Genomic DNA, 24,990 nt, shown 5'->3' on the forward strand with positions numbered 1-24,990 from the left:
CCCCGCAAAGACTCGCCGACTTCGCCACCCCGCGTTCCTACCTGCCCACCGCCGCCAAACACGGCAAGGACACCCTCGACGTACTCAAACAGCTGTTCAACACTGGCCCGTGGCTGCCTCAAACGGTTGCCTCAAGCTGAATACGTACCGGCAGCCGGAGCTGCTGCTCGGCGTCGTCATACCGTCCACGACAGCGCTCGCCGCGTACGGGCCGCCGATCAGCTCGCCCGCCAAGATGTTGATCGAAACTCGCCTTGGCGCAGCAAAGGTTGTCGCCGACCAGGTGGCTGTGGCATTGCGACCTGACGCGCCGGAGAGATTCAACGCGATCGCGCCGCCCGACCCCCAGGCCCTACGGGGCAGCGTCAGCGGCGACCTCAACGCGCTGTTTCTACTGCTCGCCGCAATCAGTATCGTGATCGGCGCGGTCGGTATCGCCAACACCACCTTTGTCGCCGTAATCGAACGCACCGGAGAAATCGGCCTGCGCAGATCGCTGGGCGCGCGCCCGCAACACATCGCGGCCCAGTTCCTCGCCGAGTCGGCCGCGCTCGGCACCCTCGGCGGACTCATCGGCACCAGCATCGCCGTCGCACTCGTGGTGGGCATCGCCGTCGCCAATTCCTGGACTGCGGTGCTGCACCCATCGACTGTGCTACCCGCGCCACTCGTCGGCACGTTGGTCGGCCTGCTCGCCGGACTCTACCCGGCCATGCGAGCGGCTCGAATCGAGCCGGTCGAAGCCCTGCGCCGGTGACACCGGGGAGGTCCCTGCCTGCCTAAAGGGCTACGTCACCAACCTCGCGGGCCGCCCCGACTGCATCCAATGACGGTCGATTTCGTGATTGACGCCTACCGCCGGCTGTTCCAGGAGAGCCGTAACGAGCGAGGCGCCAACCCTGGCAGTAGTAGACGAGCTTTTCCAGCTTCATCGCTGTCGTGCTGCCCGATCGTTCAACGACGGCAGCCGCGACATCATGCACTGTGACCGCGTGTCGCCCTTGACCACTACCCTACTGGCCGATCCACCGTCAGGCTAGTACGCCTGTTCGATCAGCGCCGTCTCCGGTCCGGTCAGTCGAGGCAGAACTCGTTGCCCTCCGGGTCGGCGAGCACGATGTGCCCGGCACTGAGCGGAGGAGCGGGCTCATGACGCCCGAGCCGGGCGGCACCGCGGGAGACGAGCCGGTCGGCCGCCGCCTCCAGGGCCGCCATCCGCGCCTCGCCCACCAGCCCCGGGGCGGCCCGCACGTCGAGGTGCACCCGGTTCTTGACCTGCTTGTTCTCCGCCACCCGCTGGAAAAACAGCCGCGGCCCGGCGCCGCCGGGGTCGACCACCGCCGAGGCGTCGTTGCGGCGCTCGGGCGGCACGCCCATCGCCTCCAGGGCCTGCTCCCACGACTCGAAGCCGCCGGGCGGGTCCTGGAGCCGGTAACCGAGGGCATCGGCCCAGAACGCCGCCAGCGTGGCGGGGTCGGCGCAGTCGAAGGTGATCTGAACATCGCGGGTCGGCTTCGTCATGGCCCCAGCCTCGCCTATATAGCGGACAGGATCCGTCCGCGATCGTGAAACGATGAGCGGGTGACCGTCGAGGCGACCACCGAACGGGTGCTGCGGTTGCTGGCACTGCTCCAGCGCCGGCCGTCCTGGACCGCCGCCGAACTCGCCGCCGAACTGGGCGTCACCGACCGCTCGGTGCGCCGGGACGTGCGGCGGCTGCGCACGCTCGGCTACCCGGTGCGGGCCGCGGCGGGCGTCGGCGGCGGCTACCAGCTCGGGGCGGGGACCCGGCTGCCGCCGCTGCTGCTCGACGACGAGGAGGCGATCGCGACGGCCGTCTCGCTGCGGCTGGCCTCGGGGGGCACGGTCGCCGGGGCGGGCGAGGCCGCGCTGCGGGCGCTCGCGAAGCTCGACCAGGTGATGCCGCCCCGGCTGCGGGCCGAGGTGCGGGCGCTGCACGACGCGACGGAGACCCTGGTCGGCCCCGGCGTCCAGATCGACGCGGAGCTGCTGGTGACGCTCGCCCGGGCGTGCCGCGACGCGGTGCGGGTGCGGTTCCGGTACGCCGGCCGCGACGGCGGGTCGCGCGAGCGTACCGTCGAGCCGGTGCGGATGGTCGCCACCGGCCGCCGCTGGTACCTCATGGCGTGGGACGTCGACCGCGCCGACTGGCGCACCTTCCGGCTGGACCGGATGCGCGAGGTCGCGGCGACGACCTGGCGCTTCCGGCCGAGGCAGCACCCGGACCCGGTCGCCTACGTGCAGCGGTCCGTGATCGAGGCGCCGTACCGGTATCTCGCCCGGGTGCGGGTGCACGCCCGGTCCGACCGGGTGCGGGAGCGGGTACCGCCCCAGGTGGGGCGCATCGAGGAGGACCGCGACGGGTGGTGTGTGCTGGTCGTCGGCGGCGACGACCTGGACTATCTCGCCGTGCGCGTGGCCGGGCTCGGCTTCGAGGCGCGGGTCCTGGAGCCCCCGGAACTGCGGGAGGCCGTCACCCTGCTCGCCTGCCGCGTCGCGGCGATGGCCGGGCCGGTCGGTCGTTCACCCGAGGGGGCGGTCCCGTGATGAATGAAGTTATGCAAAGATCGGGTGCGTGAATGACACTGCGGTCGTGGAGCTGTTCGCGGGGGCGCGGCTGACGCCTACCCAGCGCCGCATCGCACACACGCTGGTGGAGAACGCGGCCGCCGCCGGGTACCTGTCGGCGGCGGAGGTGGCGGAGCTGGCCGGCGTGAGCCAGCCCTCGGTGACCCGGCTGGCGCTGAGCCTCGGCTACGACGGGTACCCCGGGCTGCGGCGGCGCCTGCGGAACCTGGCGGCCGGCGGGAACAGCGACGCCGGCGCCGAGGGCGACTCGGAGGTCCGGCGGGCGGTCCGGGCGGAGGCGGAGAACCTGGCCCGGCTGGCCGACCGGCTGGCCGACCCGGCCCCGGTCGACAAGGCCGGCGCGCTGCTCGCCGGCACGCCGGTGCTGCCGGTGCTCGGGGTGCGGGCGAGCGCGCCCGTCGCCGGGTACTTCGGGTACTTCGCCGCGAAGGTGCACCCCGACGTGCGGGTGCTGGACTCCGGCGGCAGCCTGCTCGGCGACCGGCTCGCGCAGGCCCGCGCGGCGGGGGCCACGGCCCTGCTCGCCGTGCTGCTCCCCCGGTACCCCCGGGAGGCGCTGGACGCCCTGGCCGAAGCGCGCGACCTGGGCATGCGACCGGTCGTCATCACCGACTCGGCGGTCGGGCCGGCGGCCGTGCTGGCCGAGATCGCGCTCACCGCCCCGGTCGGCGAGCGGCTGGTGTTCGACCTGCACGCCGCGCCGATGGCGCTCGCGATGGTGCTGCTCCAGGCGGTCTGCGACGCGGCACCGGCCCGGGCGCAGCGCCGGCTGGAGGAGTTCGATCGGTCCGCCGCCCGCCGCCAGGTGTTCGTCCAGTAGAAGGGGGACAGATGCCCGAGACCGTCCGCGCCCCGCGCGGCACCACCCGTACCGCCGTCGGCTGGCCGCAGGAGGCCGCCCTGCGGATGCTCCAGAACAACCTGGACCCGCAGGTCGCCGAGCGCCCGGAGGACCTGGTCGTCTACGGCGGCACCGGCCGCGCGGCCCGGGACTGGCCGTCGTTCCACGCCATGGTCCGCACGCTCGGCACGCTCAAGGACGACGAGACGATGCTCGTGCAGTCCGGGCGGCCGGTCGGGGTGATGCGGACCCACGAGTGGGCGCCCCGGGTGCTCATCGCGAACTCGAACCTGGTCGGCGAGTGGTCCACCTGGCCGGAGTTCCGCCGCCTGGAACGGCTCGGCCTGACCATGTACGGGCAGATGACCGCCGGCTCGTGGATCTACATCGGCACGCAGGGCATCCTCCAGGGGACGTACGAGACGTTCGCGGCGGTGGCCGCCAAGCGGTTCGGCGGTTCGCTGGCCGGCACGCTCACGGTCACGGGCGGCTGCGGCGGCATGGGGGGCGCCCAGCCCCTCGCGGTCACGATGAACGGGGGCGCCTGCCTGATCGTGGACGTGGACCGCGCCCGCCTCGAACGCCGGGTGCAGACCCGGTACCTGGATATGGTCGCGGCGGACCTGGACGAGGCGGTGGCGCTCGCGCTGGCCGCCAAGGCGCAACGCCGGGCGCTGTCGGTCGGGGTGGTCGGCAACGCGGCCACGGTCCTGCCGGAACTGCTGCGCCGGGGCGTCGAGGTGGACATCGTCACCGACCAGACCAGCGCGCACGACCCGCTCTCGTACCTGCCCGAGGGGGTGGACCCGGCCGACGCGCCGGACTACGCCGCCAGGAAGCCCGAGGAGTTCACCGACCGGGCCCGCGCGTCGATGGCCAGGCATGTCGAGGCGATGGTCGGTTTCCTGGACGCGGGTGCCGAGGTGTTCGACTACGGCAACTCGATCCGCGGCGAGGCCCAGCTCGGCGGGTACCCCCGGGCGTTCGCCTTCCCCGGCTTCGTCCCCGCGTACATCCGGCCGCTGTTCTGCGCGGGCAAGGGTCCATTCCGGTGGGCCGCGCTCTCCGGCGACCCGGCCGACATCGCCGCCACCGACCGGGCGATCCTGGACCTGTTCCCGGCCAACGAGCCACTGGCCCGGTGGATCCGGCTGGCCGGCGAGCGGGTGGCGTTCCAGGGGCTGCCGGCGCGCATCTGCTGGCTCGGCTACGGCGAGCGGGACCGCGCCGGGCTGCGCTTCAACGAGATGGTCGCAAGCGGGGAACTGTCCGCCCCGGTGGTCATCGGCCGGGACCATTTGGACTGCGGCAGCGTCGCCAGCCCGTACCGGGAGACCGAGGCGATGGCCGACGGCTCGGACGCGATCGCCGACTGGCCGCTGCTCAACGCCCTGGTGAACACGGCCAGCGGGGCGTCCTGGGTGTCCATTCACCACGGTGGCGGGGTGGGCATCGGGCGGTCCCTGCACGCCGGCCAGGTGACCGTGGCGGACGGGTCGCCGCTCGCCGCCCAGAAGATCGAGCGGGTGCTCACCAACGACCCGGGCATGGGCGTCATCCGGCACGTCGACGCGGGGTACGAGCTGGCCGAGACGGTGGCCGAGCAGCACGGGGTGCGGGTACCGATGCGGGAGGGTGCCGAATGACGCCGGAGCGGTTCCGGGCGCTGTGGTCCAGCCTGCTGCCCATCGGGCTGGACCGGCGCACCGGCGGCTACTTCCGGTACGGCTGGTCGGACGCGGACCTGGCGTGCCGCGAGTGGTTCGCCGAGGAGGCCGCCGACCGGGGCATGGACGTGGCGGCGGACGGCAACGGCAACCTCATCGCCTGGTGGGGCTCCGGTGGGCCGGCCGTCCTGACCGGCAGCCACTTCGACTCGGTGCCCAACGGCGGCGCCTACGACGGCCCACTGGGGATCGTCTCGGCGTTCCTCGCCGTGGACCTGCTGCGGGAGCGCGGGGCGGCGCCGGCGGGGCGCATCGGTATCGCCGCGTTCGCCGAGGAGGAGGGCGCCCGGTTCGGCGTCGCCTGCCTCGGCTCGCGGCTGATGACCGGCGCGCTCGCCCCGGAGCGGGCCCTCGCCCTGCGGGACGGCGACGGCGTCAGCCTCGGCGACGCGCTCACCAAGGCGGGGGCCGATCCCGCGCGGCTGGGCCCCTCCCTGCCGGCTGTGGACGCGTACGTGGAACTGCACGTCGAGCAGGGGCGGCTGCTGTCCACCGGCGAGCACACCGCGCCGGTGGGCGTGGCGAGCGCGATCTGGCCGCACGGCCGCTGGCGGCTGGACCTCACCGGCGAGGGCAACCACGCGGGTACCACCCGGATGGCCGACCGGTGCGACCCGATGCTGACCCTCTCGTACGCGATCCTGGCGGCGAACAAGGAGGCCCGGCTGCGCGGGGCGCACGCCACGGTGGGGCGGGTGGAGGTCACACCCAACGCCACGAACGCGATCCCGCCGTCGGTCTCCGCCTGGCTGGACGCCCGCGCCGCGCAGGCCGAGACGCTGGACGGGCTGGTGGAGGCGGTGGCCGCCAAGGTGACCGAGCGCGCCGGCCGGGACGGCACCTCCGTGGCGGTCACCGCCGAGTCCGTCAGCCCCGCCGTGGAGTTCGACGGTGGCCTGCGGGACCGGGTCGCCGCCCTGCTGCGCGCCCCGATCCTGCCCACCGGCGCCGGGCACGACGCGGGCGTGCTGTCGGCGCACGTGCCCACCGCGATGCTGTTCGTCCGCAACCCGACCGGGGTCTCGCACGCCCCCGCCGAGCGGGCCACCGACGCCGACTGCGCCGCCGGGGTCACCGCGCTCGCGGACGTCCTCCAGGACCTGGCATGCCGGTGAGCCGCTACCGCTGCCAGTACGCCTGGCTCGGGGACGCGCCGGTCGCGGACGTGACCATCGAGATCGCGGACGGGCGGATCTCGGCGGTGTGGCGGGGGGAGCCGGGCGTGCCGCTGCCCGGCCTCACCCTGCCCGGATTCGCCAACGCGCACTCGCACGCGTTCCACCGCGCGCTGCGCGGGCGCACCCACGCCGACCGGGGCAGCTTCTGGACCTGGCGGGACGCCATGTACGCGGTCGCGGACCGGCTGGACCCGCAGTCGTACTTCACGCTGGCCCGCGCGGTGTACGCCGAAATGGCGCTGGCCGGCATCGCCTGCGTCGGGGAGTTCCACTACCTGCACCACGCCGCCGGCGGCGCCCGGTACAACAACCCGAACGCGATGGGCGAGGCCCTGATCGCGGCCGCCGCCGAGGCGGGTATTCGGATCACGCTGCTGGACACCGCATACCTGACCGCTTCGGTGGCGGGCGAGCCGCTGGGCGGCACGCAACTGCGCTTCGGGGACGGTTCCGTGCACGCCTGGGCGGCCCGCGCCGATGCCCGCCGCCCGCACCCGCACGCGGTGCTCGGCGCGGCGATCCACTCCGTCCGCGCGGTACCGGCCGAGGCCGTCCCCACGGTCGCGGCGTACGACGGGCCGCTGCACGTCCACCTGTCCGAGCAGCCGGCGGAGAACGACGCCTGCCTTGCCCACTATGGACGGACACCGGCCGCGGTGCTGGACGACGGCGGCGCCCTGGGTCCGCGCACGACCGCCGTGCACGCCACCCACCTGACCCCGCACGACATCGCGCTGCTCGGGCAGAGCGGCACCGGCGCGTGCCTGTGCCCCACCACCGAACGGGACCTGGCCGACGGCATCGGCCCGGCGCGGGACCTGCTCGACGCCGGCAGCCCGCTCAGCCTCGGCAGCGACGGGCACTCGGTCATCGACCCGTTCGAGGAGGCGCGCGCCGTGGAGGCGGACGAGCGCCTGCGCACCCGGCAGCGCGGCTGGTTCACCGCCGCCGACCTGGTGCGGGCCGCCACCGTCGCCGGCCACCGCGCGCTCGGCTGGGACGACGCCGGCACCATCGCCGTCGGCGCCCGCGCCGACCTGGTCACGGTGCGCATGGACACCCCGCGCACGGCCGGCGTCGACCCGGCGGGGCTCGTCTTCGCGGCCACGGCGGCCGACATCTGTTCGGTCATCGTGGACGGTCGGGTGGTCGCCCGCGACGGCCGGCACGCCACCATCGACGTCCCCCACGCCCTCGCCACCGCGATCGGGGCCATCACATGAGCCTGCTGGTGACCAACATCGGTGAGTTGGTGACGAACGATCCGGCGGCTGGGCCGGGGGTGCTCGGCCTGCTGCGCGACGCGGCGCTGGTCGTCGAGAAAGACACCGTCGCCTGGATCGGCGCCGCCGCCCGCGCCCCGGCCGCGGACACCATGGTGGACGCCGGCGGGCGCGCCGCCGTCCCCGGTTTCGTCGACAGCCACTCCCATCTGGTCTTCGCGGGTGACCGGGCCGCCGAGTTCGCCGCCCGGATGGCCGGCGAGCCCTACACCGGCGGCGGCATCCGCACCACGGTCGCCGCCACCCGCGCCGCCAGCGACGCCGATCTGCGCGCCGCCGCCGGGCGCCTGCGCCGGGAGGCGCTGCGGCAGGGCACCACCACCATCGAAATCAAGAGTGGGTACGGGCTGAGCGTCGCCGACGAGGAGCGCAGTCTGCGGATCGCCGGCGAGTTGACCGGGGAGACCACGTTCCTGGGCGCCCACGTGGTGCCCGAGGGCGTCCCGTACGACGAGTACGTGGCCCTGGTGGCGGGGCCGATGCTGGCCGCGGCGGCCCCGCACGCGCGCTGGATCGACGTGTTCTGCGAGCGGGGTGCGTTCGACCTGGCGGGCAGCCGCCTGGTGCTGGAGGCCGGGCGCGCCGCGGGCCTGGGCCTGCGGGTGCACGCCAACCAGCTCGGCCCCGGGCCGGGTGTGCGGCTCGCCGTGGAGCTGGGCGCGGCCAGCGCCGACCACTGCACCCACCTCACCGACGAGGACGTGGCCGCGCTCGCGGGTTCGCAGACCGTCGCCACGCTGCTACCCGGCGCCGAGTTCTCCACCCGCTCCCCGTACCCGGACGCGCGTCGCCTGCTCGACGCCGGGGCCACGGTCGCGCTGGCCACCGACTGCAACCCGGGCACCTCGTACACGACGTCGATGCCGCTGTGCGTGGCTCTGGCGGTACGCGAGATGCGCATGACCCCGGCGCAGGCCCTCTGGGCCGCGACGGCCGGCGGCGCGCGGGCGCTGCGCCGCACCGACGTCGGCGTGCTGCGCCCCGGCGCCCGCGCCGACCTGGCGCTGCTCGACGCGCCCACCCACCTGCACCTGGCCTACCGGCCGGGCGCTCCCCTGATCAGTGAAGTTCTGCACAACGGAGTGCTGGCATGACCGTCACCATCCCACCCAGTGGCATCGTCCCCGCCGACGTGCTCGCCGTCGCCCGTGGCGGCGCCGCCGTCGCCCTCGCCCCCGAAACCCTGCGCGCCATGGCCACCAGTCGCTCCATAGTGGACGAGATCGAGCGGTCGGGTCGCCCCGTCTACGGCGTCTCCACCGGCTTCGGCGCGCTCGCCAACACCTCCATCGCGCCGGAGCGCCGCGCCGAACTGCAACACGCACTGATCCGCTCCCACGCCGCCGGGATCGGCGCGCCGATGCCCCGCGAGGTGGTGCGCGCCATGCTGCTGCTGCGCGTCCGCTCGCTCGCCTACGGCCGCTCCGGCGTCCGCCCGCTCCTCGCCGAGGCGCTGGTCGACCTGCTCAACCACGACGTCACCCCGTGGGTGCCCGAGCACGGCTCGCTCGGCGCCTCCGGCGACCTGGCCCCGCTCGCCCACTGCGCGCTGGTCCTGCTCGGCGAGGGCTGGGTCCTCGGCAAGGACGGCGACCGCGTCGCCGCGGCGGAGGCGCTGGCCCGCGCCGGCCTGCGCCCCGTCGACCTGGCCGCCAAGGAGGGCCTCGCCCTCATCAACGGCACCGACGGCATGCTCGGCATGCTGCTGCTCGCCCTGCACGACGCGGCGCACCTGTTCACCATGGCGGACGTGACCGCCGCGCTGTCCACCGAGGCGATGCTCGGCTCCGACCGCCCGTTCCAGCCCGAACTGCACGCCATCCGCCCGCACCCGGGCCAGGCCGTCTCCGCCGCCAACATCTACCGGCTGCTCCAGGGCTCCGCGATCATGGAGTCGCACCGCCACGACCTGGCCCACGCCGTCCAGGACGCGTACTCGATCCGCTGCGCGCCGCAGGTCGCCGGGGCCGCCCGGGACACGCTCGCGTTCGCCGCGGACGTGGCGGCCCGCGAACTGGCCTCCGTGGTGGACAACCCGGTCGTCCTCCCCGACGGCCGCGTCGAGTCCACCGGCAACTTCCACGGTGCCCCGCTCGGCTTCGCCGCCGACTACCTGGCCATCGCCACCGCCGAGGTGGGCGCGATCGCCGAACGCCGCGTCGACCGCCTCCTCGACGTGTGCCGCTCCCGCGACCTGCCCGCCTTCCTCACCCCCGATCCGGGGGTCAACAGCGGCCTCATGATCGCCCAGTACACCGCCGCCGGCATCGTCGCGGAGAACCGCCGCCTCGCCGCCCCGGCCAGCGTCGACTCCCTGCCCACCAGCGGCATGCAGGAGGACCATGTCAGCATGGGCTGGGCGGCGACCAGGAAGCTGCGCACCGTGCTGGACAACCTGACCAGCCTGCTCGCGGTGGAACTGCTCGCCGCCGTCCGCGGCCTGCAACTGCGCGCCCCCCTCGCGCCGTCGCCGGCCGGGCAGGCGGCGGTGTCGATGGTCGCCGAATTCGCCGGGCCACCCGGCCCGGACATCTTCCTGGCCCCCGTGCTGGATACCGCGCGGGCGCTGATCGCCGGCCCGGATCTGCGCGCCGCCATCGAAGCCGGCACCCCCCTGACCTGACCCCCGGCCCGCGGGTCAGGGGGCGAGTTTGAACTCCTTCGCGATGACCTTCGCCAGCACACGGAAGGCCTTGCCGCGGTGGCTGATCGCATCCTTCTCCGCCGGGGTCAGCTCGGCGTTGGTGCGGTCCAGGCCGTCCGCCACGAAGATCGGGTCGTAGCCGAAGCCGCCCGTGCCGCGCGGCGCACGCAGCAGCCGGCCGGGCTGCCGGCCTTCGACCAGGTGCTCCCGGCCGCCCGGACCGACCAGTGCGGCGGCGCACACGAACGCGGCGCCGCGGTGCTCGTCCGGCAGGTCGGCGATCTGCGCCAGGACCAGGTCGAGGTTTGCGCCGTCGATGGCGGCCCGGTCGTCGCCGCGGCGGCCGGACCAGCGGGCGCTGAACACGCCCGGCATCCCGCTGAGCGCGTCCACCGCCAGCCCGGAGTCGTCGGCGACCGTGGGCAGGCCGGTGCGCCGGTACCCCTCGCGGGCCTTGAGCAGGGCGTTCTCGGCGAAGGTGAGGCCGGTCTCGGGGACCTCGGGGTACTCGGGGACGGCGCCGAGGTCGACCAGTTCGACGGCGGTGCCGCCGAGGGCCGCGTCCAGGATGCGCTGGAGCTCCGCGAGCTTCTTGGCGTTGTGGCTGGCGACCAGGACCCGGGTACTCATCCGAGCGCCTCGCGCTGGGCGCGGGCCAGCTCGGCGCAGCCGGCCACGCCGAGGTCGAGCAGGGCGTCGAGCTGGTCGCGGGCGAAGACGTTGGCCTCGCCGGTGCCCTGCACCTCGACGAACTCGCCGGTACCGGTGCACACGACGTTCATGTCCACCTCGGCGGCCACGTCCTCCAGGTAGCACAGGTCGAGGCGGGGTTCGCCGTCGATGATGCCGACGCTGACCGCCGAGACCGAGCGGTGCATGACCAGTTCAGGGGTGCCGGGGAGCAGGCGCTTGCCGTGCATCCAGCGGACCGCGTCGTACAGCGCGACGTAGGCGCCAGTGATCGCGGCGGTGCGGGTGCCGCCGTCGGCCTGGAGCACGTCGCAGTCGAGCACGACGGAGTGCTCGCCGAGGGCCTTGAGGTCGACGCAGGCGCGCAGGCTGCGCCCGACCAGCCGGGAGATCTCGTGGGTACGGCCGCCCACCCGGCCCTTGACGCTCTCCCGGTCGGACCGGGTGGTGGTGGCCCGCGGCAGCATCGCGTACTCGGCGGTGACCCAGCCCAGCCCGGAGCCCTTGCGCCAGCGGGGCACGCCCTCGGTCACGCTGGCGGTGCAGAGCACCCGGGTCGCGCCGAACTCGACGAGCACGGAGCCCTCGGGGTTGCTGCTCCACTGCCGGGTCAGGGTCACGGGTCGTAGCTGGGCGGGCTCGCGCCCGTCGGGTCGCGCCATGCCCGCCAGCCTAGAACGCCGCCCGTTCCAGCGCGGACCCGGCGTCCGCCGGGCCGTCCAGCCGGTCCAGCGCGGCCCCGATCTCGGCCTGGATCCGCTCGTCCAGCCGGTGCGCGGCACCGCGCAGGCCGTACCACCATTCGGCGGCGGCCATCCAGGTGAGGTACGGCACCAGGTCGGTGGAGCGGTCGACCACCCACCTGGTCCCCCGCGTCGCCATCCACCAGGCGCTCGCCCCGAGGGTGGGCGGCGCGTTGACCGGCTCGGGCCGCGGGCGGGCGCCGGTGGCCAGGCCGGCGGCTCGCAGCAGGTCGTAGTACCCGCCGGCGAGCAGGCGGTGCCCGCGCTCGCCGGGGTGCAGCCGGTCCACGCTCCACATGTGACTGTCGTACGCGGACGGCAGGTGCGGGATGTGCAGGTGCAGGGCGCCGTGCCGGGCGGCGACCGCGTGGGTGAGCGCGTTGACCGCACGGATGCGGCGGGCGAGCGGGCGGGCCAGCGCGGCGGGCAGGCGCAGCATGCGGCCCGGGTCGGGCAGGCAACCGGTGAGCACGGCCGCGCCGGCGGACCGCAGTGCGCCCACGGTGCGGTCGATGGCGGCGCCGACGGCGGCCACGTCGAACGGGTGCCGCAGGGTGTCGTTGACCCCGACCAGCACGGCGGCCAGGTCCGGCCGGTGCGCCAGGGCGGTGGGCAGTTGCCGCTCCGCCACGTCGGCGGCGAGCGCGCCGCTGCGGGCCAGGTTGTGCAGCCGGGCCGGCAGGGAGTCCGCGAGCAGCGCGGCCCAGCCCCGCCAGGTGCCGTCCGGCATCCGGTCGCCGTACCCCTCGGTGGTGGAGTCCCCCAGCGCCACGAACGTCAGCACGGCGCCGCTCCCGGCGGGGCGCTCGAAGGGGCGCTCGAAGGCGGCGCGTCCAGGGCGTGCAGGAAGCCGTCGGCGGCGGCGTCCCAGCCGTACCGCTCGGCGCGGCGGCGGGCGGCGGCGCGGCGGTCGGCGGCCGGGCGGTCCAGCAGGGCGCGGACCGCGTCCGCCAGGTCGGCACCGGTGCCGGGCGCGGCGAGGCCCGCGTCGCCGACCACCTCCGGAAGCGCGCTCGCCGCGTTCACGACCACCGGCGTACCGCAGGCCAGCGCCTCCAGCGCGGCCAACCCGAAGGTCTCCACGGGACCCGGCGCGACCGCCACGTCGGCGCAGGCGAGCAGGGCGGCGACGGCCGCCCGGTCGGGCACGAACCCGGCGAACCGGACCGGCAGCCGGGCGGCCCGGTAGGCGAGGGCGGAGCGGCGGGGACCGTCGCCGACCACCAGCAGCACCGCCGGCACCCCGGCCGCACGCAGCGCCGCCACGGCGTCCACGGCCAGCTCGAGGCGCTTCTCGCCGGACAGCCGACTGCACAGCACCACCAGCACCTCGTCCGGCGTGGCGTACCGGGCGCGCACCTCGGGTCGCGCCGGCCCGGGTGGAAGGTGTCCAGGTCCACCCCGAGCGGGACCTCCACCAGGTTGGTGACGCCGATCCGGCGGAACTCGGCGGCGGCCCAGCCCGTCGTGCAGATGATCCGGTCGTACGCGGCGGCCGTGCGCCCGTTCAGCCGGTCGGCGAGGCGGTCCCGCAGCGGCGGCGGCGTGCCCCAGACGCCCAGCAGGCCGGCCAGGCTCTCGTGGGAGACCATCGCCGCCGGCACGCCCGCCGAGCGGGCCCAGCCGCCGGTCCAGCGCAGGGTGGCCCGGTCGGAGACCTCCAGCCGGTCCGGCTCCAGCGCGTCCAGCAGGGCGGCGACCTTGCGGCGGTTCAGCAGCACCCGGTACCCGCCGGTGCCGGGCAGCGCCGGCCCGGGAAGCGTGATGACCCGCCCCTGCTCGGTCACCTCGTCGGCGGCGCGGGCGCCCGGCACGATCAGCACCGGTTCGTGCCCCCGCTCCCGGTAACGGGATCCGAGGCAGCGCAGCGCCGTGCGCAGCCCGCCGGAGCGGGCCGTCACGAAGTTCGCCAGCCGGACGATTCTCATGCCGCGATGGGGATCGGGGTGGGCACGCCCGGACCCGCCAGCACCGCCGCGTAGTGCGCGATCAGTTCGTCGCCCACCACCGCCCAGGTTCGCGCGGCCACCTCGGCGCGCGCCGCGGACCCGTACGCGGCCCGCCGCTGCGGGTCGCCGGCCAACCCGGCGACCGCCTCGGCCAGCGCCACGCCGTCGCCCGGCTCCACCAGGATGCCGGTGCGGCCCGGCCGCACCAGGTCGGTGGGCCCGCCCGCGGCCGGCGCCACCACCGGTACGCCGCTGGCCAGCGCCTCCTGCACGGTCTGCCCGAACGTCTCGAACCGGCCGGGGTGCACGAAGATGTCCAGGCTCGCGTAGAGCCGGGCCAACTGGTCGCCGTGCCGCTGACCGACGAAGATCGCGCCGGGCAGGGTCCGCTCCAGGTGCCGCCGCGCCGGCCCGCCACCCACGATCACCACGCGCACGCCGGGCAGCCGGCAGGTGTGGGCGAGCAGGTCCAGTTCCTTCTCGACGGCGAGGCGGCCCACGTACCCGACGATCACCTCGCCGTTCGGGGCCAGCAGGCGGCGGACTCCCCCGTGCCGCCGGCTCGGGTCGAAGCGCGCCGCGTCCACCCCGCGCCGCCACAGCCACACCCGCTGGATCCCGTTCGCGACCAGCGTCGAGGCCGCCGTGCTGGACGGCGCGAGGGTGCGGTCCGCCGCGTTGTGGATCGTCCGCAGCCAGCGCCAGGCGGTCGCCTCGCCCCAGCCCAGGCGGTACGCGCGGGCGTACCCGGCCACGTCGGTCTGGTACACGGCCACGGCGGGGATGTCGCGCTGCCCGGCCAGCGCCACGCCCCGGGCGCCGAGCAGGAACGGGCTGGCCAGATGCACGATGTCGGGGCGGTGCTCGGCGAGCGCATCGGCGAGCCGGGGCACCGGCAGGCCCAGCCGGAACGACCGGTACCGCGGCATGGGTACGCTCGGCACCCGGCGTACCGGAAACGGATGGTTGCCCGCGACGGCGCGGGCGGCGGCGGACGGCGCCGGCGCGATGACCATCGGGTCGTGCCCGCGCCGGACCAGGTGCTCGGCGACCCGGGCGACGGAGTTGGCCACGCCGTTGACGTCCGGCGGGAACGACTCCGTGATGATCGCGATACGCATGCGCCCACGGTCCGACTGCGGCCGGTGCACCAGGCGTCGCCCGTGTTTACTACGGGCGAACTCCACCGCAAAGTTACAGTTCAAGATCTACCCACGCGCCCGGATCGGCGGGGATCTCTGTCAGATGTCGTAGCGGGCACCGGGGCGGACGATCTCGACATATCCGGCGTACGCCGCGGCGGCGGCCTCGTAGGTCAGCGCCTCGCTGCCCCACGCGGGAACCAGGTGGGTCAACAACAGCCGACCCACTCCCGCCTTGGTCGCCGCCTCACCCGCCTCCCGGCCGGTCATGTGCAGATCCGGCGGGTTGTCCTCGCCGTCCATGTACGCCGCCTCACACAGGAACACGTCGGCGCCGTGCGCGAGCCGCAGCAGCGCGTCGCACGGCGCCGTGTCCGCCGAGTAGGCCAGCACCCGGCCGGCGGCCTCCAGCCGGACCCCGTACGTTTCGACCGGGTGGTTCACCCGGTCGACGGTGACGGTGAAGGGCCCGATGGGGAACGTCCCCGGCTGTAAGCCGTAGAACGTGTACACGTCGTCCAGCGGGCCGTCGTCCGGGCTGTACGCGGTGGCGAGCCGGTCCGGGGCGCCCGACGGCGCGTACACCGGCACCGGCGGGTAGGGGCCGTCCGGCGCGTACCGGCGAACCACCACATAGGAGCAGGCGTCCTGCATGTGGTCGCAGTGCAGGTGGGTCAGCAGGATCGCGTCCACCGACTTGAGGCTCGCGTACCGCTGTAACGCGCTCAGCGCACCCGTGCCGAAGTCGACCAGCAGCCGGAAGCCGTCCTCCTCCACCAGGTACGACGAGCACGCGGACTCGGGCCCGGGGAAGCTCCCGGCGCAGCCGAGGACCGTCAGCCTCATCCCGCGACCCCGGCGCTGGTGGCCCCACGGAGGATGTCGGCGCCCAGGAACCGCTGGGCCAGCCGGGTGAACGGCGCGGCGTCGCCGGTCGCCAGGAACCGGTGCACCGGCGGCGGGGCATCATCCGGGCGGACCAGGTTCTCGCCGGTCAGTACCCGGTAGACCTCCTTGGCGGTCTCGTCCGCGCTGGACACCAGCGTGACGCCATCACCCATCACCACCCCGATCAGGCCGGCCAGCAGCGGGTAGTGGGTGCACCCGAGCACCAGCGTGTCCACGCCGGCCCGCTGCAACGGCTCCAGGTACGCGCTGGCCAGCCCCAGCAGCGCCCGGCCGGTGGTGATGCCGCGCTCCACGAAGTCCACGAACTGCGGGCAGGCGACACCGGTCACCGCCACGTCCGGCGCGGCGGCGAAGGCGTCCTCGTAGACCCGGCTGGCGATGGTGACCGGCGTACCGATGACCCCGACGCGTCCGTTGCGGGTCGCCGCGGCGGCCCGCCGCACCGCCGGACGGATCACCTCCACCACCGGGACCCGGTACCGCTCCCGCGCGTCGTGCAAACACGCGGCCGTCGCGGAGTTGCAGGCGATCACGAGCACCTTCGCGCCCTGCTCCGCCAGCGAGTCCAGTCCCGCGAGCGTGTACCGGCGCACGTCCGCCAGCGGCTTCGGCCCGTACGGCACGTGGGCGGTGTCGCCCAGGTAGAGCACCTGCTCGTTCGGCAACTGGTCGAGGATCGCCCGCGCGACGGTGAGTCCACCGACCCCCGAATCGAAGATGCCCACCGGCGCGTCCGTCACGGTGCGCAGCCTACGCCGAACGATCGGTCGGACTAATACGTCTCCGGACAGATGTCGCCAAGGTGACACGCACCCCACCCGACACGGTACACCCCCCGGCGCGCGCGTTACGCGTAGCGAGACCAGCGCGTTGCACTCGGTGACAGGACCGCGCCGGAACCGGCGGGCGACCCAGGACGGTGAGACCACGTGGCCACGCGAGCGACCGGAACATACGACCCGGTCGAGCACCTCGACTCCGACATCGACGTCGATCTGGACGACGCTCCCCACCTCGTCCCCATGGCCCGTACCACGACCGGCGGACGGGCGGACTCCACTGCCGATTCACCATCCGCTGCCGGCCTGGCCGGCGCCGCGGGCGACACCGGCGCCGGGCGGAGCGCCGGGACGGGCGGCCTCACCCCGGGCCAACGCCCGTACGCCATGCTCCGCCTTCCCGGCATCCACGACCCCGCGCCGCATCCGCACCGCCTGCTCGGCATGTGCGCCTGGGCCACCGCACTCGGCGTGGTCGGGCTCGCGGTCGCCGTCAACGCCATGTTCACCATCATCGCCGACACCGCCGCCTGGTGGTTCCAGCCCGCCGTCGTCTCGGCCGGCCTGGTCGGCATCGGCCTGGCCGCGGGCGCCTTCATGGCCGTCCACCGCCGCCGCCTGCCCTGGCTCATGCTCGCCGCGGCCACGGCCATGCTCGCCCTCACCATCGCCCTCGCCTCCGCCGCCTGACCCGGTGACCGGTCGGCGGCCCGGCGTGCGGGATCGGCCCGCGGGTCAGGCCCAGAGCTGGCCTTCGAGGGCCTCTTCGGCCTCGGCGAGGGTGCCGCCGTAGGCGCCGGTGGAGAGGTACTTCCAGCCGGCGTCGGCGACCAGGAACGCCACGTCCGCGCGCCGGCCCGCCTTGGCCGCCTCGTGGGCGACGGCGAGGGCGGCGTGCAGGACGGCACCGGTGGAGAAGCCCACGAACAGGCCCTCGACCTCGATGAGCTGGCGGGTGCGCAGCACCGCGTCCCGGGTGCCGACCGAGAAGCGGCGGGTCAGCACCGACCCGTCGTACAGCTCGGGGACGTAGCCCTCGTCGATGTTGCGCAGGCCGTACACCAGCTCGCCGTACCGGGGTTCGGCCGCGATGATGTCGATGTTCTCCACCTTTTCGCGCAGGTACCGGCCGGTGCCCATGAGGGTGCCGGTGGTGCCGAGCCCGGCCACGAAGTGCGTGACGGTGGGCAGGTCGCGCAGGAGTTCGGGGCCGGTGGTCTCGTAGTGGGCCCGGGCGTTCGCCTCGTTGCCGTACTGGAAGAGCATGACCCAGTCGGGGTGTTCGGCGGCGATCTGCTTGGCGGTGGCGACGGCCTGGTTGGAGCCGCCGGCGGCGGGCGAGAAGATGATCTCCGCGCCGTACATGCGCAGCAGTTGGACCCGTTCGGCCGAGACGTTCTCCGGCATCACGCAGACCAGCCGGTACCCGCGCAGCTTGGCGACCATGGCCAGGGAGATGCCGGTGTTGCCGCTGGTGGGTTCCAGGATCGTGGCACCGGGGCGGAGTCGGCCGGCCGCCTCGGCGGAGCGGACCATGAACATGGCGGCGCGGTCCTTGACCGAGCCGGTCGGGTTGCGGTCCTCCAGCTTGGCCCACAGCCGCACCGGCGGCGCCCCGGCGGGCACCACCGGCGACAGCCGTGGCAGGCCGACCAGCGGGGTGTCCCCGCCGGCGTCCAGGAGGTTCTCGTAGCGGGCCATCCCGGCCCCCCGTCAACGCCCGGCGAGCGCGGCCAGGGCGGCGAAGCCGAACGCGCCGCCGGCCACCGCCGGCAGGATCGTGACGGTGTCACCGTCGGACAGCTTGGCCTCCAGCGAGCCGAGGAACCGCACGTCCTCGTCGTTGACGTAGACGTTCACGAAGCGGTGCAGGCCACCCTCCTCGGTGACCAGGCGGCCACGCAGGCCCGGATACTTGCCGTCGAGGTCGCTGAGCAGACCGCCGAGCGAGTCACCGGCGCCGTCGACGGTCTTCGAGCCGCCGGTGTAGGAGCGCAGGATCGTGGGGATGCGTACTTCGATAGCCATGGTGACGGGTACTCCTTCGGATTTCGCAGAGCCAGGGAACGGGGGACGACGGGGGGACCGGGGTCAGCTACGACACTCGTAATCGACCGTCGTCGGGCTCTGCCCGAACATGTACGACTGCACGGCCATGGGGTCCACCTTGGCATCCACGATGCGGACCGGCTCCTCCGTCACCACACCGTCCACGATGCGGTACGAGCGGATCTCGGTGGTCTCCGGGTCGCGGGTGGACACCAGCAGGTAATGCGCCTCGGGCCAACCGGCGAAGGAGACGTCGGTGCGGGACGGGTACGCCTCGGTCGCGGTGTGCGAGTGGTAGATGACCACGGGCTCCTCGTCCCGGTCGTCCATCTCGCGCCAGACCTTGAGATACTCCATCGAGTCGAACTCGTAGAACGTCATCGACCGGGCGGCGTTCTGCATCTCGATCAGCCGGGTGGGCTCGTCGGCGCCGATCGGACCCGTGACGACGCCGCACGCCTCATCCGGGTGGTCCCGGCGGGCGTGCGCCACGATGCCGTCGAGGATCGCCTGGCTGATGCTGAGCACGGCCACCAGGATACCGTCGGACCCGCGCCGGAGTGGAACACCGTGTCCCGCCTCACGGGACGATGAGGTTCACGCCCGGCGAATTCATGCCACAGGTACCCGCCGTCCAGGGCCTCCCGGTAGCAGGCGGCGAGCAGGCCGGTGCCGGCGATCGCGGTGAGCATCAGCAGGTGCGAGGCGCGCGGCTCATGAAAACCGGTGAGCAGGCCGTCCACGGCGCGCACGCCGCGTGCCGGGGTGACCACCAGGTCGGTCCAGCCGGCGGCCGGGGCGAGGGTGCCATCGGCTGCGGCGGCGGTCTCCAGGGCGCGCACGGCGGTCGTTCCGGCCGCGATGATCCGTCCCCCGGCGGCGCGGGCCTGGTTCACCAGGCGGGCGGTGGTGGCCGGGACGAAGTAGCGCTCCGGGTACATCGCTGACGACCACGCGGTGGTCCGCCGGGGGCTGCACACCTTCCTGGAGGTCCAGGGGGACATCGCGGTGGTCGGCGAGGCCGGTGACAGCACGGCGACCGTCGCCGCGGTGGCGAAGCTGCGCCCGGACGTGGTCCTGCTGGACCCGGGGCACGTCGTGCTCCCGCCCGACGTCACGGCCGCCCTCGCCGCGGGCGAGCCGGGGCCGCAGCGGCTGACCCAGCTGACCCCCGCGAGCGGGACGTGCTGGGCGAGATCGCCCGGGGCCGGTCGAACCGGGAGATCGCGCGCGCCCTGCGCCTGTCCGAGAAGACCGTCAAGACGCACGTGTCGAGCATCCTCGCCAAGCTCGCCGTGTCGGACCGCACCCAGGCCGCCCGCTACGCGGTGCGGCACGGCGACCAGGAGGCGTGAAAGGCTGGTGGTGAAGGAGGTTCACCATGCAACAGCGCCGTATCGGTGATTTCCCGGTGAGCGCGATCGGGCTCGGCGGCATGCCGATGTCGATCGAGGGCCGCCCGGACGAGGAGCGCTCCATCCGCACCATCCACGCCGCCCTGGAATCGGGTGTCACGCTGATCGACACCGCGGACGCGTACCACCTGTACCCGGACGACGTGGGGCACAACGAGACGCTGATCGCCCAGGCCCTGGCCAGCTACCCCGGCGACACCTCGACCGTGCTGGTCGCCACGAAGGGTGGGCACAAGCGCCCGGGCAACGGTTCGTGGACGCGCGACAGCCGCCCCGAGTACCTCCGGGCGGCGTGCGAGGCGTCGCTCAAGCGGCTCGGCGTCGAGGCCATCGGCCTGTACCAGCACCACCGGCCGGACCCGAACGTGCCCTACGAGGACGCGATCGGCGCCATCCGGGAGCTGCTGGACGCCGGCAAGATCCGGATGGCGGGCGTCTCGAACGCGAACCCGGAGCAGATCCGGCTCGCGAACGAGATCCTCGGCGGCCGGCTGGTGTCGGTGCAGAACCAGTTCTCCCCCGCGTTCCGCAGCTCGGAGCCGGAGCTGCGGCTCTGCGCCGAACTGGGCATCGCGTTCCTGCCCTGGTCGCCGCTCGGCGGCATCGGCAACGCGGACCGGCTCGGCGGCAGGGCCGGCGCGTTCGCCCGGGTCGCCGGGGCGCACGGGGTGAGCCCGCAGCAGGTCTGCCTGGCCTGGATGCTGGCGAAGTCGCCGGTGGTCATCCCGATCCCCGGTTCCAGCCGGCCGGAGACGATCCGGGATTCCGTGCGGGCGGTGGAGCTGGCGCTCTCGCCCGAGGAGCTGGCGAGCCTCGACTGATCCCCGCCGTGGGCGCCCGCCGGGGCGCCCACGGTCAGTCGAGCATCGCGTTGAGCAGGCTCTCCTGGAGATACCCCAGGTACGCGTACACGGAGAGCTGGAAGACCCGGGAGGACGTGGGGTCGCGCAGCACCGCCTCGTCGAGTTCGTCCTCCAGGTCGGTGCCGTCCTCGATGTCGAGCCGGATGCCCATCGCCAGCCGGGCGTCGTTCAGCGCCCGCAGCCACGCCTCCGCCGATTCCGGGTCCAGCCGGACCTCGCCGCCCGCGTCCCCCGGCAGCACGGCCAGCATCGCGCCCGCCTGGTCGATCTTCGCGGTCTTCAGGTCGCCCTCGGTGTACTGGCGGAACTGGCTCGACTCGGCCGCGTCGTCGGGGTAAACGTCCGGGAACAGCCGGCCGACGACGGGATCGTCCCGGTCGAACCCGTCGGTGAGCAGGCCGACCACCTCGTTGGCGACCTTGCGCAGCACCTTCACCTCGTCGGCGGCGAACCGCGCGACGCAGTGCTCGCCGTCCCGGCGGAACATGGTCACGGCTGATCGACCGTCGCCCACAGGCCGTACGCGTGCAGCCGGGACGCGTCGTGTTCCATCTTCTCCCGGGCGCCGCTGCTGACGATCGCCTTGCCCTTGTGGTGCACGTCCAGCATCAACTTCTCGGCCTTCTCCTTGCTGTAGCCGAACAGCTTCTGGAAGACCCAGGTCACGTACGACATGAGGTTCACCGGATCGTTCCACACGACGGTGACCCACGGCCGGTCGACGTCGGGGACCTCCTCGACGTCCGGCGTCTCGACAGGTGCGACCTGCGGGGCAGCCATGCCCCCCATCCTGCCACCGGTCCCGGCGCACAGGCCAAACCGCGTGGGGATCGGGCGCCACCGGTGCCGGGTCGATCCCCGCCGGGCGCCCGCCCCGGCGGGGGTCCACGTTGGTCAGCCGCGGGCGGCGGGCGGCGGTACGCGCGGCAACGGCGGCGTGAAGCGGGGGTGACGCCGTCCCGTTGGGCCCGCCGGGCGGCGGCATAGGGTGGTCGGGTGACGAGTCTCAGCCCGGCCCTGCTGACGGACCATTACGAGCTCACCATGGTCGGCGCGGCACTGCGGGACGGCACCGCCGACCGGCACTGCGTCTTCGAGGTCTTCGCCCGGCGGCTGCCGGCCGGGCGGCGGTACGGCGTGGTGGCCGGCACGGGCCGGCTGATGGACCTGCTGCGGGAGTTCCGGTTCGACGAGGACGGGGTGGCGTTCCTGCTGGACTCGGGCGTGGTCGACGCCGAGACCGCCCGCTGGCTGGCCGGCTACCGGTTCACCGGCGACGTCGAGGGCTACGCGGAGGGTGAACTCTTCTTCCCCGGCTCCCCGATCCTGACCGTCTCGGGCACGTTCGCCGAGTGCGTGGTCCTGGAGACGCTGGTGCTGTCGGTGCTGAACCACGACAGCGCGATCGCCGCGGCCGCCGCCCGGATGGTCACCGCCGCCCGGGGCCGCCCGGTCATCGAGATGGGCTCGCGCCGCACCCACGAGGAGGCGGCGGTCGCCGCGACCCGCGCCGCCTACCTGGCCGGCTTCGCCTCCACCTCGAACCTGGCCGCCGGCGCCCGCTACGGCATACCGACCGCGGGGACCGCCGCGCACGCGTTCACGCTGCTGCACGACGACGAGCCGGCGGCGTTCGCCTCCCAGGTGGCGGCGCTGGGCAAGAACACCACGCTGCTGGTGGACACGTACGACATCGCGGCGGGCATCCGCAACGCGATCGCGATCGCCGGGCCCGACCTGCGCGCCATCCGGATCGACTCCGGGGACCTGTCGGTCCTGGCCCAGCACTCCCGGGAACTGCTCGACTCGCTCGGCGCCACCGAAACCAAGATCATAGTTTCGGGGGACCTCAACGAGTACGCGATCGCGGCGCTCGCCGCCGAGCCGGTCGACATGTACGGGGCCGGCACCGCGGTCGTCACCGGCTCGGGGGCGCCCACCGCCGGCCTGGTCTACAAGCTGGTGGAGGTCGAGGGCCGCCCGGTGGTCAAGCGCTCCGAGCACAAGGCCACCGTGGGCGGGCGGAAGGTGGCGGTGCGCCGGCACAAGCCCACCGGCACCGCGACCGAGGAGGTCGTCGTCCCGATGGGGGTGCCGGACCGCGCGAACGGTGACCGGCTGCTCCAGCGGACGTACGTGGCGGGTGGTGAGTTCGCCCCGCTGCCGACCCTGGCCGAGAGCCGGGAACACCTGCGGCAGTGCCTGATCTCCATACCCTGGGAGGGGCTCAAGCTCTCCGCCGGCGACCCGGCGGTCCCGGTCCGCATCGTGCCGGCCTGACGAGAGGTGTGACCATGACCCGTGCACTGATCATCGTCGACGTCCAGAACGACTTCTGCGAGGGCGGTTCCCTGCCGGTCGCCGGCGGGGCCGGCGTCGCCACCGCCATCACCAGGACCCTCGCCGACCAGGGCCACCGGTGGGACCACGTGGTCGCCACCAAGGACTACCACGTGGACCCCGGCGCCCACTTCGCGGAGGAGCCCGACTACGTCGACACCTGGCCCCGGCACTGCGAGGTCGGCACCCCCGGCTCCGACCTGCACCCGAACCTGGTCACGGACCGGATCGAGGCGGTCTTCACGAAGGGCGAGCACGCGGCGGCGTACTCGGGCTTCCAGGGCCACGCGGACGGCACCGGGCTGGCCGAGTGGCTGCGGTCCCGGGGCGTGGCCGCCGTCGACGTGGTCGGCATCGCCACCGACCACTGCGTGCGGGCCACCGCCCTGGACGCGGCCACCGAGGGCTTCGCCACGACGGTGCTGCTCGACCTGACCGCCGGGGTGGCCCGCCCCACCACCGAGCGGGCCCTCGCCCAGCTTGCCGAGGCGGGCGTGGCCCTGGACGGGGAGCCGGTCGTGCGGGGGTAGCAGCCGCCCCCAGGTAAGGACCCGGGATGATGGCGGTGATGACAACTCTCGCCTCTCCCCGCCGGGTCATGGCGCCGTACCGTGGCGTCCTGGCCCTGCCCGGCGTGCGCGGCCTGTTCCTGATCGCCCTGCTGGCCCGGGTGCCGGTCACCGCCGCGGGCGTGACCCTCACCCTGCACGTCGTGCTCGACCTGCACCACGGCTACGCCGCCGCCGGGCTGGTCGGCACCGCCACCACCGTCGCCAGCGCCGTCGGCGCCCCGCTGCTCGGCCGCTTCGTCGACCGCCGCGGCCTGCGCCCCATGCTCGTGGTCACCACGCTCGCGGAGGCGCTGTTCTGGGCGGCGTCGCCCCGCCTGCCGTACCCCGTACTGCTCGCCGCCGCCGCCGTCGCCGGCCTGCTCACGCTGCCCGTCTTCGGCGTCATCCGGCAGTCCATCGCGGCGCTCGTCCCCGAGCAGCAACGCCGCCAGGCGTACGCGCTGGACTCCATGTCCGTCGAACTGTCCTTCATGATCGGCCCCGCGCTGGCGGTGTTCGCCGTCACCGCCGTCTCGGCCCGGGCGACCATGTTCGCCATCGGCGCCGGCATCACCCTGTCCGGCCTCGCCCTGTACCTGTTCAACCCGCCGGTCCGTGCCGGGCACGAGGAGCACGCCCCCGTGCCCCGCCGCCAGTGGCTCACCGGTCGCATGGTGACCCTGCTCGCCGTCGGGACGGTCGCCACCCTGGTGCTCAGCGGCACCGACGTGGCCGTGGTCGCCGCCCTCCGCGCCTCCGGTCAGCTCTCCTTCACCGGGCTGGTGCTGGCCGTCTGGGCCGCCTACTCCCTCATCGGCGGCTTCGTGTACGGGGCTCAGCACCGCGCGATCCCGCCGCTCGCGCTGGTCGCCGCGCTGTGCGCGCTCACCATCCCGATCGGGCTGGCCAGCGGCCACTGGCTGCTCCTCTGCCTGGCCATCCTGCCGGCCGGCGCGCTCTGCGCACCCACCCTCGCCGCCACCGCCGACGCCGTCAGCCGCCTCGCGCCGCCGGCCGTCCGGGGCGAGGCGATGGGCCTGCACAGCTCCGCCATCACCGTCGGCCTGGCCCTCGGCGCCCCGCTGGCCGGCGCCGTCATCGACAACAGCCACCACCCCGGCTGGGGCTTCGCCGCCGCCGGCGTGGTCGGCCTGGTGGTCACCGCGGTCGCCGGCCTGACGCTCGTGCGTCGCCGCCTCGCCCGCCGCCCCTGACCCAGCCGCGCCGCCTCCACCCGTGGCCGTGCGTCTGCTCAGCGCGGCCGGCAACCCCCCGGT

General features: G+C 74.3%; 27 protein-coding genes and 2 pseudogenes. 14 read left to right on the forward strand and 15 right to left on the reverse strand.

All coding sequences use genetic code 11. The annotated features are described in order from the left end of the window. The first annotated feature begins 109 nt into the window (after positions 1–109). The gene (locus tag KJS59_RS19905; RefSeq protein WP_213454454.1) at positions 110–757 is read left to right on the forward strand and encodes an ABC transporter permease; all 648 of its coding nucleotides are present in this window, start codon (positions 110–112) and stop codon (positions 755–757) included. 317 nt (positions 758–1,074) lie between these two features. On the opposite strand, the gene KJS59_RS19910 is transcribed toward KJS59_RS19905, so the two are convergent. Beyond that, the gene (locus KJS59_RS19910; protein ID WP_213454455.1) at positions 1,075–1,521 is read right to left on the reverse strand and encodes a VOC family protein; all 447 of its coding nucleotides are present in this window, start codon (positions 1,519–1,521) and stop codon (positions 1,075–1,077) included. 60 nt (positions 1,522–1,581) lie between these two features. On the opposite strand from KJS59_RS19910, the gene KJS59_RS19915 reads away from it, so the two are divergent. Genes KJS59_RS19915 through hutH form a run of 7 tightly spaced genes read left to right on the forward strand, consistent with a single transcriptional unit; the run spans position 1,582 to position 10,262 of the window. After that, entirely contained in the window at positions 1,582–2,568 is a 987-nt protein-coding gene (locus tag KJS59_RS19915; protein WP_213454456.1) for a helix-turn-helix transcriptional regulator, read from the forward strand. Positions 2,569–2,596: 28 nt separating this feature from the next. Continuing rightward, entirely contained in the window at positions 2,597–3,430 is an 834-nt protein-coding gene (locus tag KJS59_RS19920; protein WP_249714500.1) for a MurR/RpiR family transcriptional regulator, read from the forward strand. Between the two features lie 11 nt (positions 3,431–3,441). Then, positions 3,442–5,097, forward strand: a complete 1,656-nt coding sequence (hutU, locus tag KJS59_RS19925; protein WP_213454457.1) for a urocanate hydratase — start codon at positions 3,442–3,444, stop codon at positions 5,095–5,097. Beyond that, positions 5,094–6,293, forward strand: coding sequence for an allantoate amidohydrolase (locus KJS59_RS19930; protein WP_213454458.1), 1,200 nt, complete (start codon positions 5,094–5,096; stop codon positions 6,291–6,293). The genes hutU and KJS59_RS19930 overlap by 4 nt, the downstream gene beginning before the upstream one ends. Further along, positions 6,290–7,579: a formimidoylglutamate deiminase gene (locus KJS59_RS19935; protein WP_213454507.1), complete on the forward strand. Its 1,290-nt coding sequence runs from the start codon at positions 6,290–6,292 to the stop codon at positions 7,577–7,579. The genes KJS59_RS19930 and KJS59_RS19935 overlap by 4 nt, the downstream gene beginning before the upstream one ends. After that, positions 7,576–8,733, forward strand: coding sequence for an imidazolonepropionase (gene hutI, locus KJS59_RS19940; protein ID WP_213454459.1), 1,158 nt, complete (start codon positions 7,576–7,578; stop codon positions 8,731–8,733). The genes KJS59_RS19935 and hutI overlap by 4 nt, the downstream gene beginning before the upstream one ends. Next, a complete protein-coding gene (hutH, locus tag KJS59_RS19945; protein ID WP_213454460.1) occupies positions 8,730–10,262 on the forward strand; it encodes a histidine ammonia-lyase in 1,533 nt (510 codons plus the stop codon). Before hutI ends, hutH begins: the two co-directional genes overlap by 4 nt. A gap of 15 nt (positions 10,263–10,277) precedes the next feature. Here hutH and rdgB read toward each other — a convergent pair whose 3' ends face one another. The 8 genes and pseudogenes from rdgB to murI all read right to left on the reverse strand — a co-directional run bounded on the left by rdgB (position 10,278) and on the right by murI (position 16,456). After that, entirely contained in the window at positions 10,278–10,913 is a 636-nt protein-coding gene (gene rdgB, locus KJS59_RS19950) for an RdgB/HAM1 family non-canonical purine NTP pyrophosphatase (protein ID WP_213454461.1), read from the reverse strand. Beyond that, positions 10,910–11,635 carry a ribonuclease PH gene (gene rph / locus KJS59_RS19955; RefSeq protein WP_213454462.1) on the reverse strand — a complete coding sequence of 242 codons (726 nt, stop codon included), beginning with the start codon at positions 11,633–11,635 and terminating at the stop codon, positions 10,910–10,912. Before rph ends, rdgB begins: the two co-directional genes overlap by 4 nt. A 10-nt stretch (positions 11,636–11,645) precedes the next feature. Next, a complete protein-coding gene (locus tag KJS59_RS19960; protein ID WP_213454463.1) occupies positions 11,646–12,500 on the reverse strand; it encodes an SGNH/GDSL hydrolase family protein in 855 nt (284 codons plus the stop codon). Further along, positions 12,494–13,075 (reverse strand): glycosyltransferase, encoded by a 582-nt coding sequence (locus KJS59_RS32305; RefSeq protein WP_376771213.1) that lies wholly within the window; start codon positions 13,073–13,075, stop codon positions 12,494–12,496. The genes KJS59_RS19960 and KJS59_RS32305 overlap by 7 nt, the downstream gene beginning before the upstream one ends. Before the next feature lie 89 nt (positions 13,076–13,164). Then, a pseudogene (locus tag KJS59_RS32310) lies at positions 13,165–13,644 on the reverse strand (glycosyltransferase); the annotation flags it as partial. After that, a complete protein-coding gene (locus KJS59_RS19970; protein ID WP_213454464.1) occupies positions 13,641–14,786 on the reverse strand; it encodes a glycosyltransferase family 4 protein in 1,146 nt (381 codons plus the stop codon). The gene KJS59_RS19970 and the pseudogene KJS59_RS32310, both read right to left, overlap by 4 nt. Positions 14,787–14,906: 120 nt before the next feature. After that, the gene (locus tag KJS59_RS19975) at positions 14,907–15,653 is read right to left on the reverse strand and encodes an MBL fold metallo-hydrolase (protein WP_213454465.1); all 747 of its coding nucleotides are present in this window, start codon (positions 15,651–15,653) and stop codon (positions 14,907–14,909) included. Then, on the reverse strand, positions 15,650–16,456 hold the full coding sequence (gene murI / locus KJS59_RS19980) for a glutamate racemase (RefSeq protein WP_213454466.1): 807 nt from the start codon (positions 16,454–16,456) through the stop codon (positions 15,650–15,652). Before murI ends, KJS59_RS19975 begins: the two co-directional genes overlap by 4 nt. 189 nt (positions 16,457–16,645) lie before the next feature. On the opposite strand from murI, the gene KJS59_RS19985 reads away from it, so the two are divergent. Further along, the gene (locus KJS59_RS19985) at positions 16,646–17,185 is read left to right on the forward strand and encodes a hypothetical protein (RefSeq protein ID WP_213454467.1); all 540 of its coding nucleotides are present in this window, start codon (positions 16,646–16,648) and stop codon (positions 17,183–17,185) included. 45 nt (positions 17,186–17,230) lie between these two features. Here the strand turns inward: KJS59_RS19985 and KJS59_RS19990 are convergent, their stop codons facing one another. The 4 genes from KJS59_RS19990 to KJS59_RS31315 form a co-directional block, all read right to left on the reverse strand. After that, on the reverse strand, positions 17,231–18,196 hold the full coding sequence (locus tag KJS59_RS19990; RefSeq protein WP_213454468.1) for a PLP-dependent cysteine synthase family protein: 966 nt from the start codon (positions 18,194–18,196) through the stop codon (positions 17,231–17,233). A 12-nt stretch (positions 18,197–18,208) separates the two neighbouring features. Next, positions 18,209–18,523, reverse strand: coding sequence for a MoaD family protein (locus KJS59_RS19995; RefSeq protein ID WP_213454469.1), 315 nt, complete (start codon positions 18,521–18,523; stop codon positions 18,209–18,211). A 63-nt stretch (positions 18,524–18,586) separates the two neighbouring features. Then, the gene (locus tag KJS59_RS20000; protein WP_249714527.1) at positions 18,587–19,063 is read right to left on the reverse strand and encodes a Mov34/MPN/PAD-1 family protein; all 477 of its coding nucleotides are present in this window, start codon (positions 19,061–19,063) and stop codon (positions 18,587–18,589) included. Next, positions 18,952–19,548: an S-adenosylmethionine:tRNA ribosyltransferase-isomerase gene (locus KJS59_RS31315; RefSeq protein ID WP_306345182.1), complete on the reverse strand. Its 597-nt coding sequence runs from the start codon at positions 19,546–19,548 to the stop codon at positions 18,952–18,954. The genes KJS59_RS20000 and KJS59_RS31315 overlap by 112 nt, the downstream gene beginning before the upstream one ends. Here KJS59_RS31315 and KJS59_RS32505 point away from each other — a divergent pair. Together KJS59_RS32505 and KJS59_RS20015 are read left to right on the forward strand one after the other, a co-directional pair. Further along, positions 19,484–19,899: pseudogene (locus KJS59_RS32505) on the forward strand (response regulator transcription factor). The gene KJS59_RS31315 and the pseudogene KJS59_RS32505 overlap by 65 nt on opposite strands. Before the next feature lie 26 nt (positions 19,900–19,925). Continuing rightward, positions 19,926–20,780 (forward strand): aldo/keto reductase, encoded by an 855-nt coding sequence (locus tag KJS59_RS20015; protein ID WP_213454471.1) that lies wholly within the window; start codon positions 19,926–19,928, stop codon positions 20,778–20,780. A gap of 34 nt (positions 20,781–20,814) precedes the next feature. Here the strand turns inward: KJS59_RS20015 and KJS59_RS20020 are convergent, their stop codons facing one another. Next, entirely contained in the window at positions 20,815–21,309 is a 495-nt protein-coding gene (locus KJS59_RS20020) for a DUF2017 domain-containing protein (protein WP_213454508.1), read from the reverse strand. A gap of 2 nt (positions 21,310–21,311) precedes the next feature. Continuing rightward, positions 21,312–21,602 carry an ATP-dependent Clp protease adapter ClpS gene (gene clpS, locus KJS59_RS20025; protein WP_213454472.1) on the reverse strand — a complete coding sequence of 97 codons (291 nt, stop codon included), beginning with the start codon at positions 21,600–21,602 and terminating at the stop codon, positions 21,312–21,314. 216 nt (positions 21,603–21,818) lie between these two features. Between clpS and KJS59_RS20030 the strand changes: the two genes are divergently transcribed. The 3 genes from KJS59_RS20030 to KJS59_RS20040 are packed head-to-tail and all read left to right on the forward strand — an operon-like array spanning position 21,819 to position 24,927. Further along, positions 21,819–23,102, forward strand: coding sequence for a nicotinate phosphoribosyltransferase (locus tag KJS59_RS20030; protein WP_213454473.1), 1,284 nt, complete (start codon positions 21,819–21,821; stop codon positions 23,100–23,102). Positions 23,103–23,116: 14 nt separating this feature from the next. Then, the gene (locus tag KJS59_RS20035; RefSeq protein WP_213454474.1) at positions 23,117–23,692 is read left to right on the forward strand and encodes a nicotinamidase; all 576 of its coding nucleotides are present in this window, start codon (positions 23,117–23,119) and stop codon (positions 23,690–23,692) included. Positions 23,693–23,730: 38 nt separating this feature from the next. Further along, positions 23,731–24,927, forward strand: a complete 1,197-nt coding sequence (locus KJS59_RS20040; protein WP_249714508.1) for an MFS transporter — start codon at positions 23,731–23,733, stop codon at positions 24,925–24,927. Positions 24,928–24,990 lie beyond the last annotated feature (63 nt).

It is taken from the genome of Rhizomonospora bruguierae, from assembly GCF_018397995.1.
Classification (GTDB): Bacteria; Actinomycetota; Actinomycetes; order Mycobacteriales; family Micromonosporaceae; genus Rhizomonospora; species Rhizomonospora bruguierae.

Coding starts and splice junctions, on each gene's coding strand:
- rph (WP_213454462.1), bottom strand. CDS start 11,635: ATGGCGCGACCCGACGGGCGCGAGCCCGCCCAGCTACGACCCGTGACC.
- KJS59_RS31315 (WP_306345182.1), bottom strand. CDS start 19,548: ATGTCCCCCTGGACCTCCAGGAAGGTGTGCAGCCCCCGGCGGACCACC.
- KJS59_RS19975 (WP_213454465.1), bottom strand. CDS start 15,653: ATGAGGCTGACGGTCCTCGGCTGCGCCGGGAGCTTCCCCGGGCCCGAG.
- hutI (WP_213454459.1), top strand. CDS start 7,576: ATGAGCCTGCTGGTGACCAACATCGGTGAGTTGGTGACGAACGATCCG.
- KJS59_RS20015 (WP_213454471.1), top strand. CDS start 19,926: ATGCAACAGCGCCGTATCGGTGATTTCCCGGTGAGCGCGATCGGGCTC.
- KJS59_RS20040 (WP_249714508.1), top strand. CDS start 23,731: ATGACAACTCTCGCCTCTCCCCGCCGGGTCATGGCGCCGTACCGTGGC.
- hutU (WP_213454457.1), top strand. CDS start 3,442: ATGCCCGAGACCGTCCGCGCCCCGCGCGGCACCACCCGTACCGCCGTC.
- hutH (WP_213454460.1), top strand. CDS start 8,730: ATGACCGTCACCATCCCACCCAGTGGCATCGTCCCCGCCGACGTGCTC.
- KJS59_RS20035 (WP_213454474.1), top strand. CDS start 23,117: ATGACCCGTGCACTGATCATCGTCGACGTCCAGAACGACTTCTGCGAG.
- KJS59_RS20020 (WP_213454508.1), bottom strand. CDS start 21,309: ATGTTCCGCCGGGACGGCGAGCACTGCGTCGCGCGGTTCGCCGCCGAC.
- KJS59_RS19995 (WP_213454469.1), bottom strand. CDS start 18,523: ATGGCTATCGAAGTACGCATCCCCACGATCCTGCGCTCCTACACCGGC.
- KJS59_RS19910 (WP_213454455.1), bottom strand. CDS start 1,521: ATGACGAAGCCGACCCGCGATGTTCAGATCACCTTCGACTGCGCCGAC.
- rdgB (WP_213454461.1), bottom strand. CDS start 10,913: ATGAGTACCCGGGTCCTGGTCGCCAGCCACAACGCCAAGAAGCTCGCG.
- KJS59_RS19930 (WP_213454458.1), top strand. CDS start 5,094: ATGACGCCGGAGCGGTTCCGGGCGCTGTGGTCCAGCCTGCTGCCCATC.
- KJS59_RS19990 (WP_213454468.1), bottom strand. CDS start 18,196: ATGGCCCGCTACGAGAACCTCCTGGACGCCGGCGGGGACACCCCGCTG.
- KJS59_RS19970 (WP_213454464.1), bottom strand. CDS start 14,786: ATGCGTATCGCGATCATCACGGAGTCGTTCCCGCCGGACGTCAACGGC.
- clpS (WP_213454472.1), bottom strand. CDS start 21,602: ATGGCTGCCCCGCAGGTCGCACCTGTCGAGACGCCGGACGTCGAGGAG.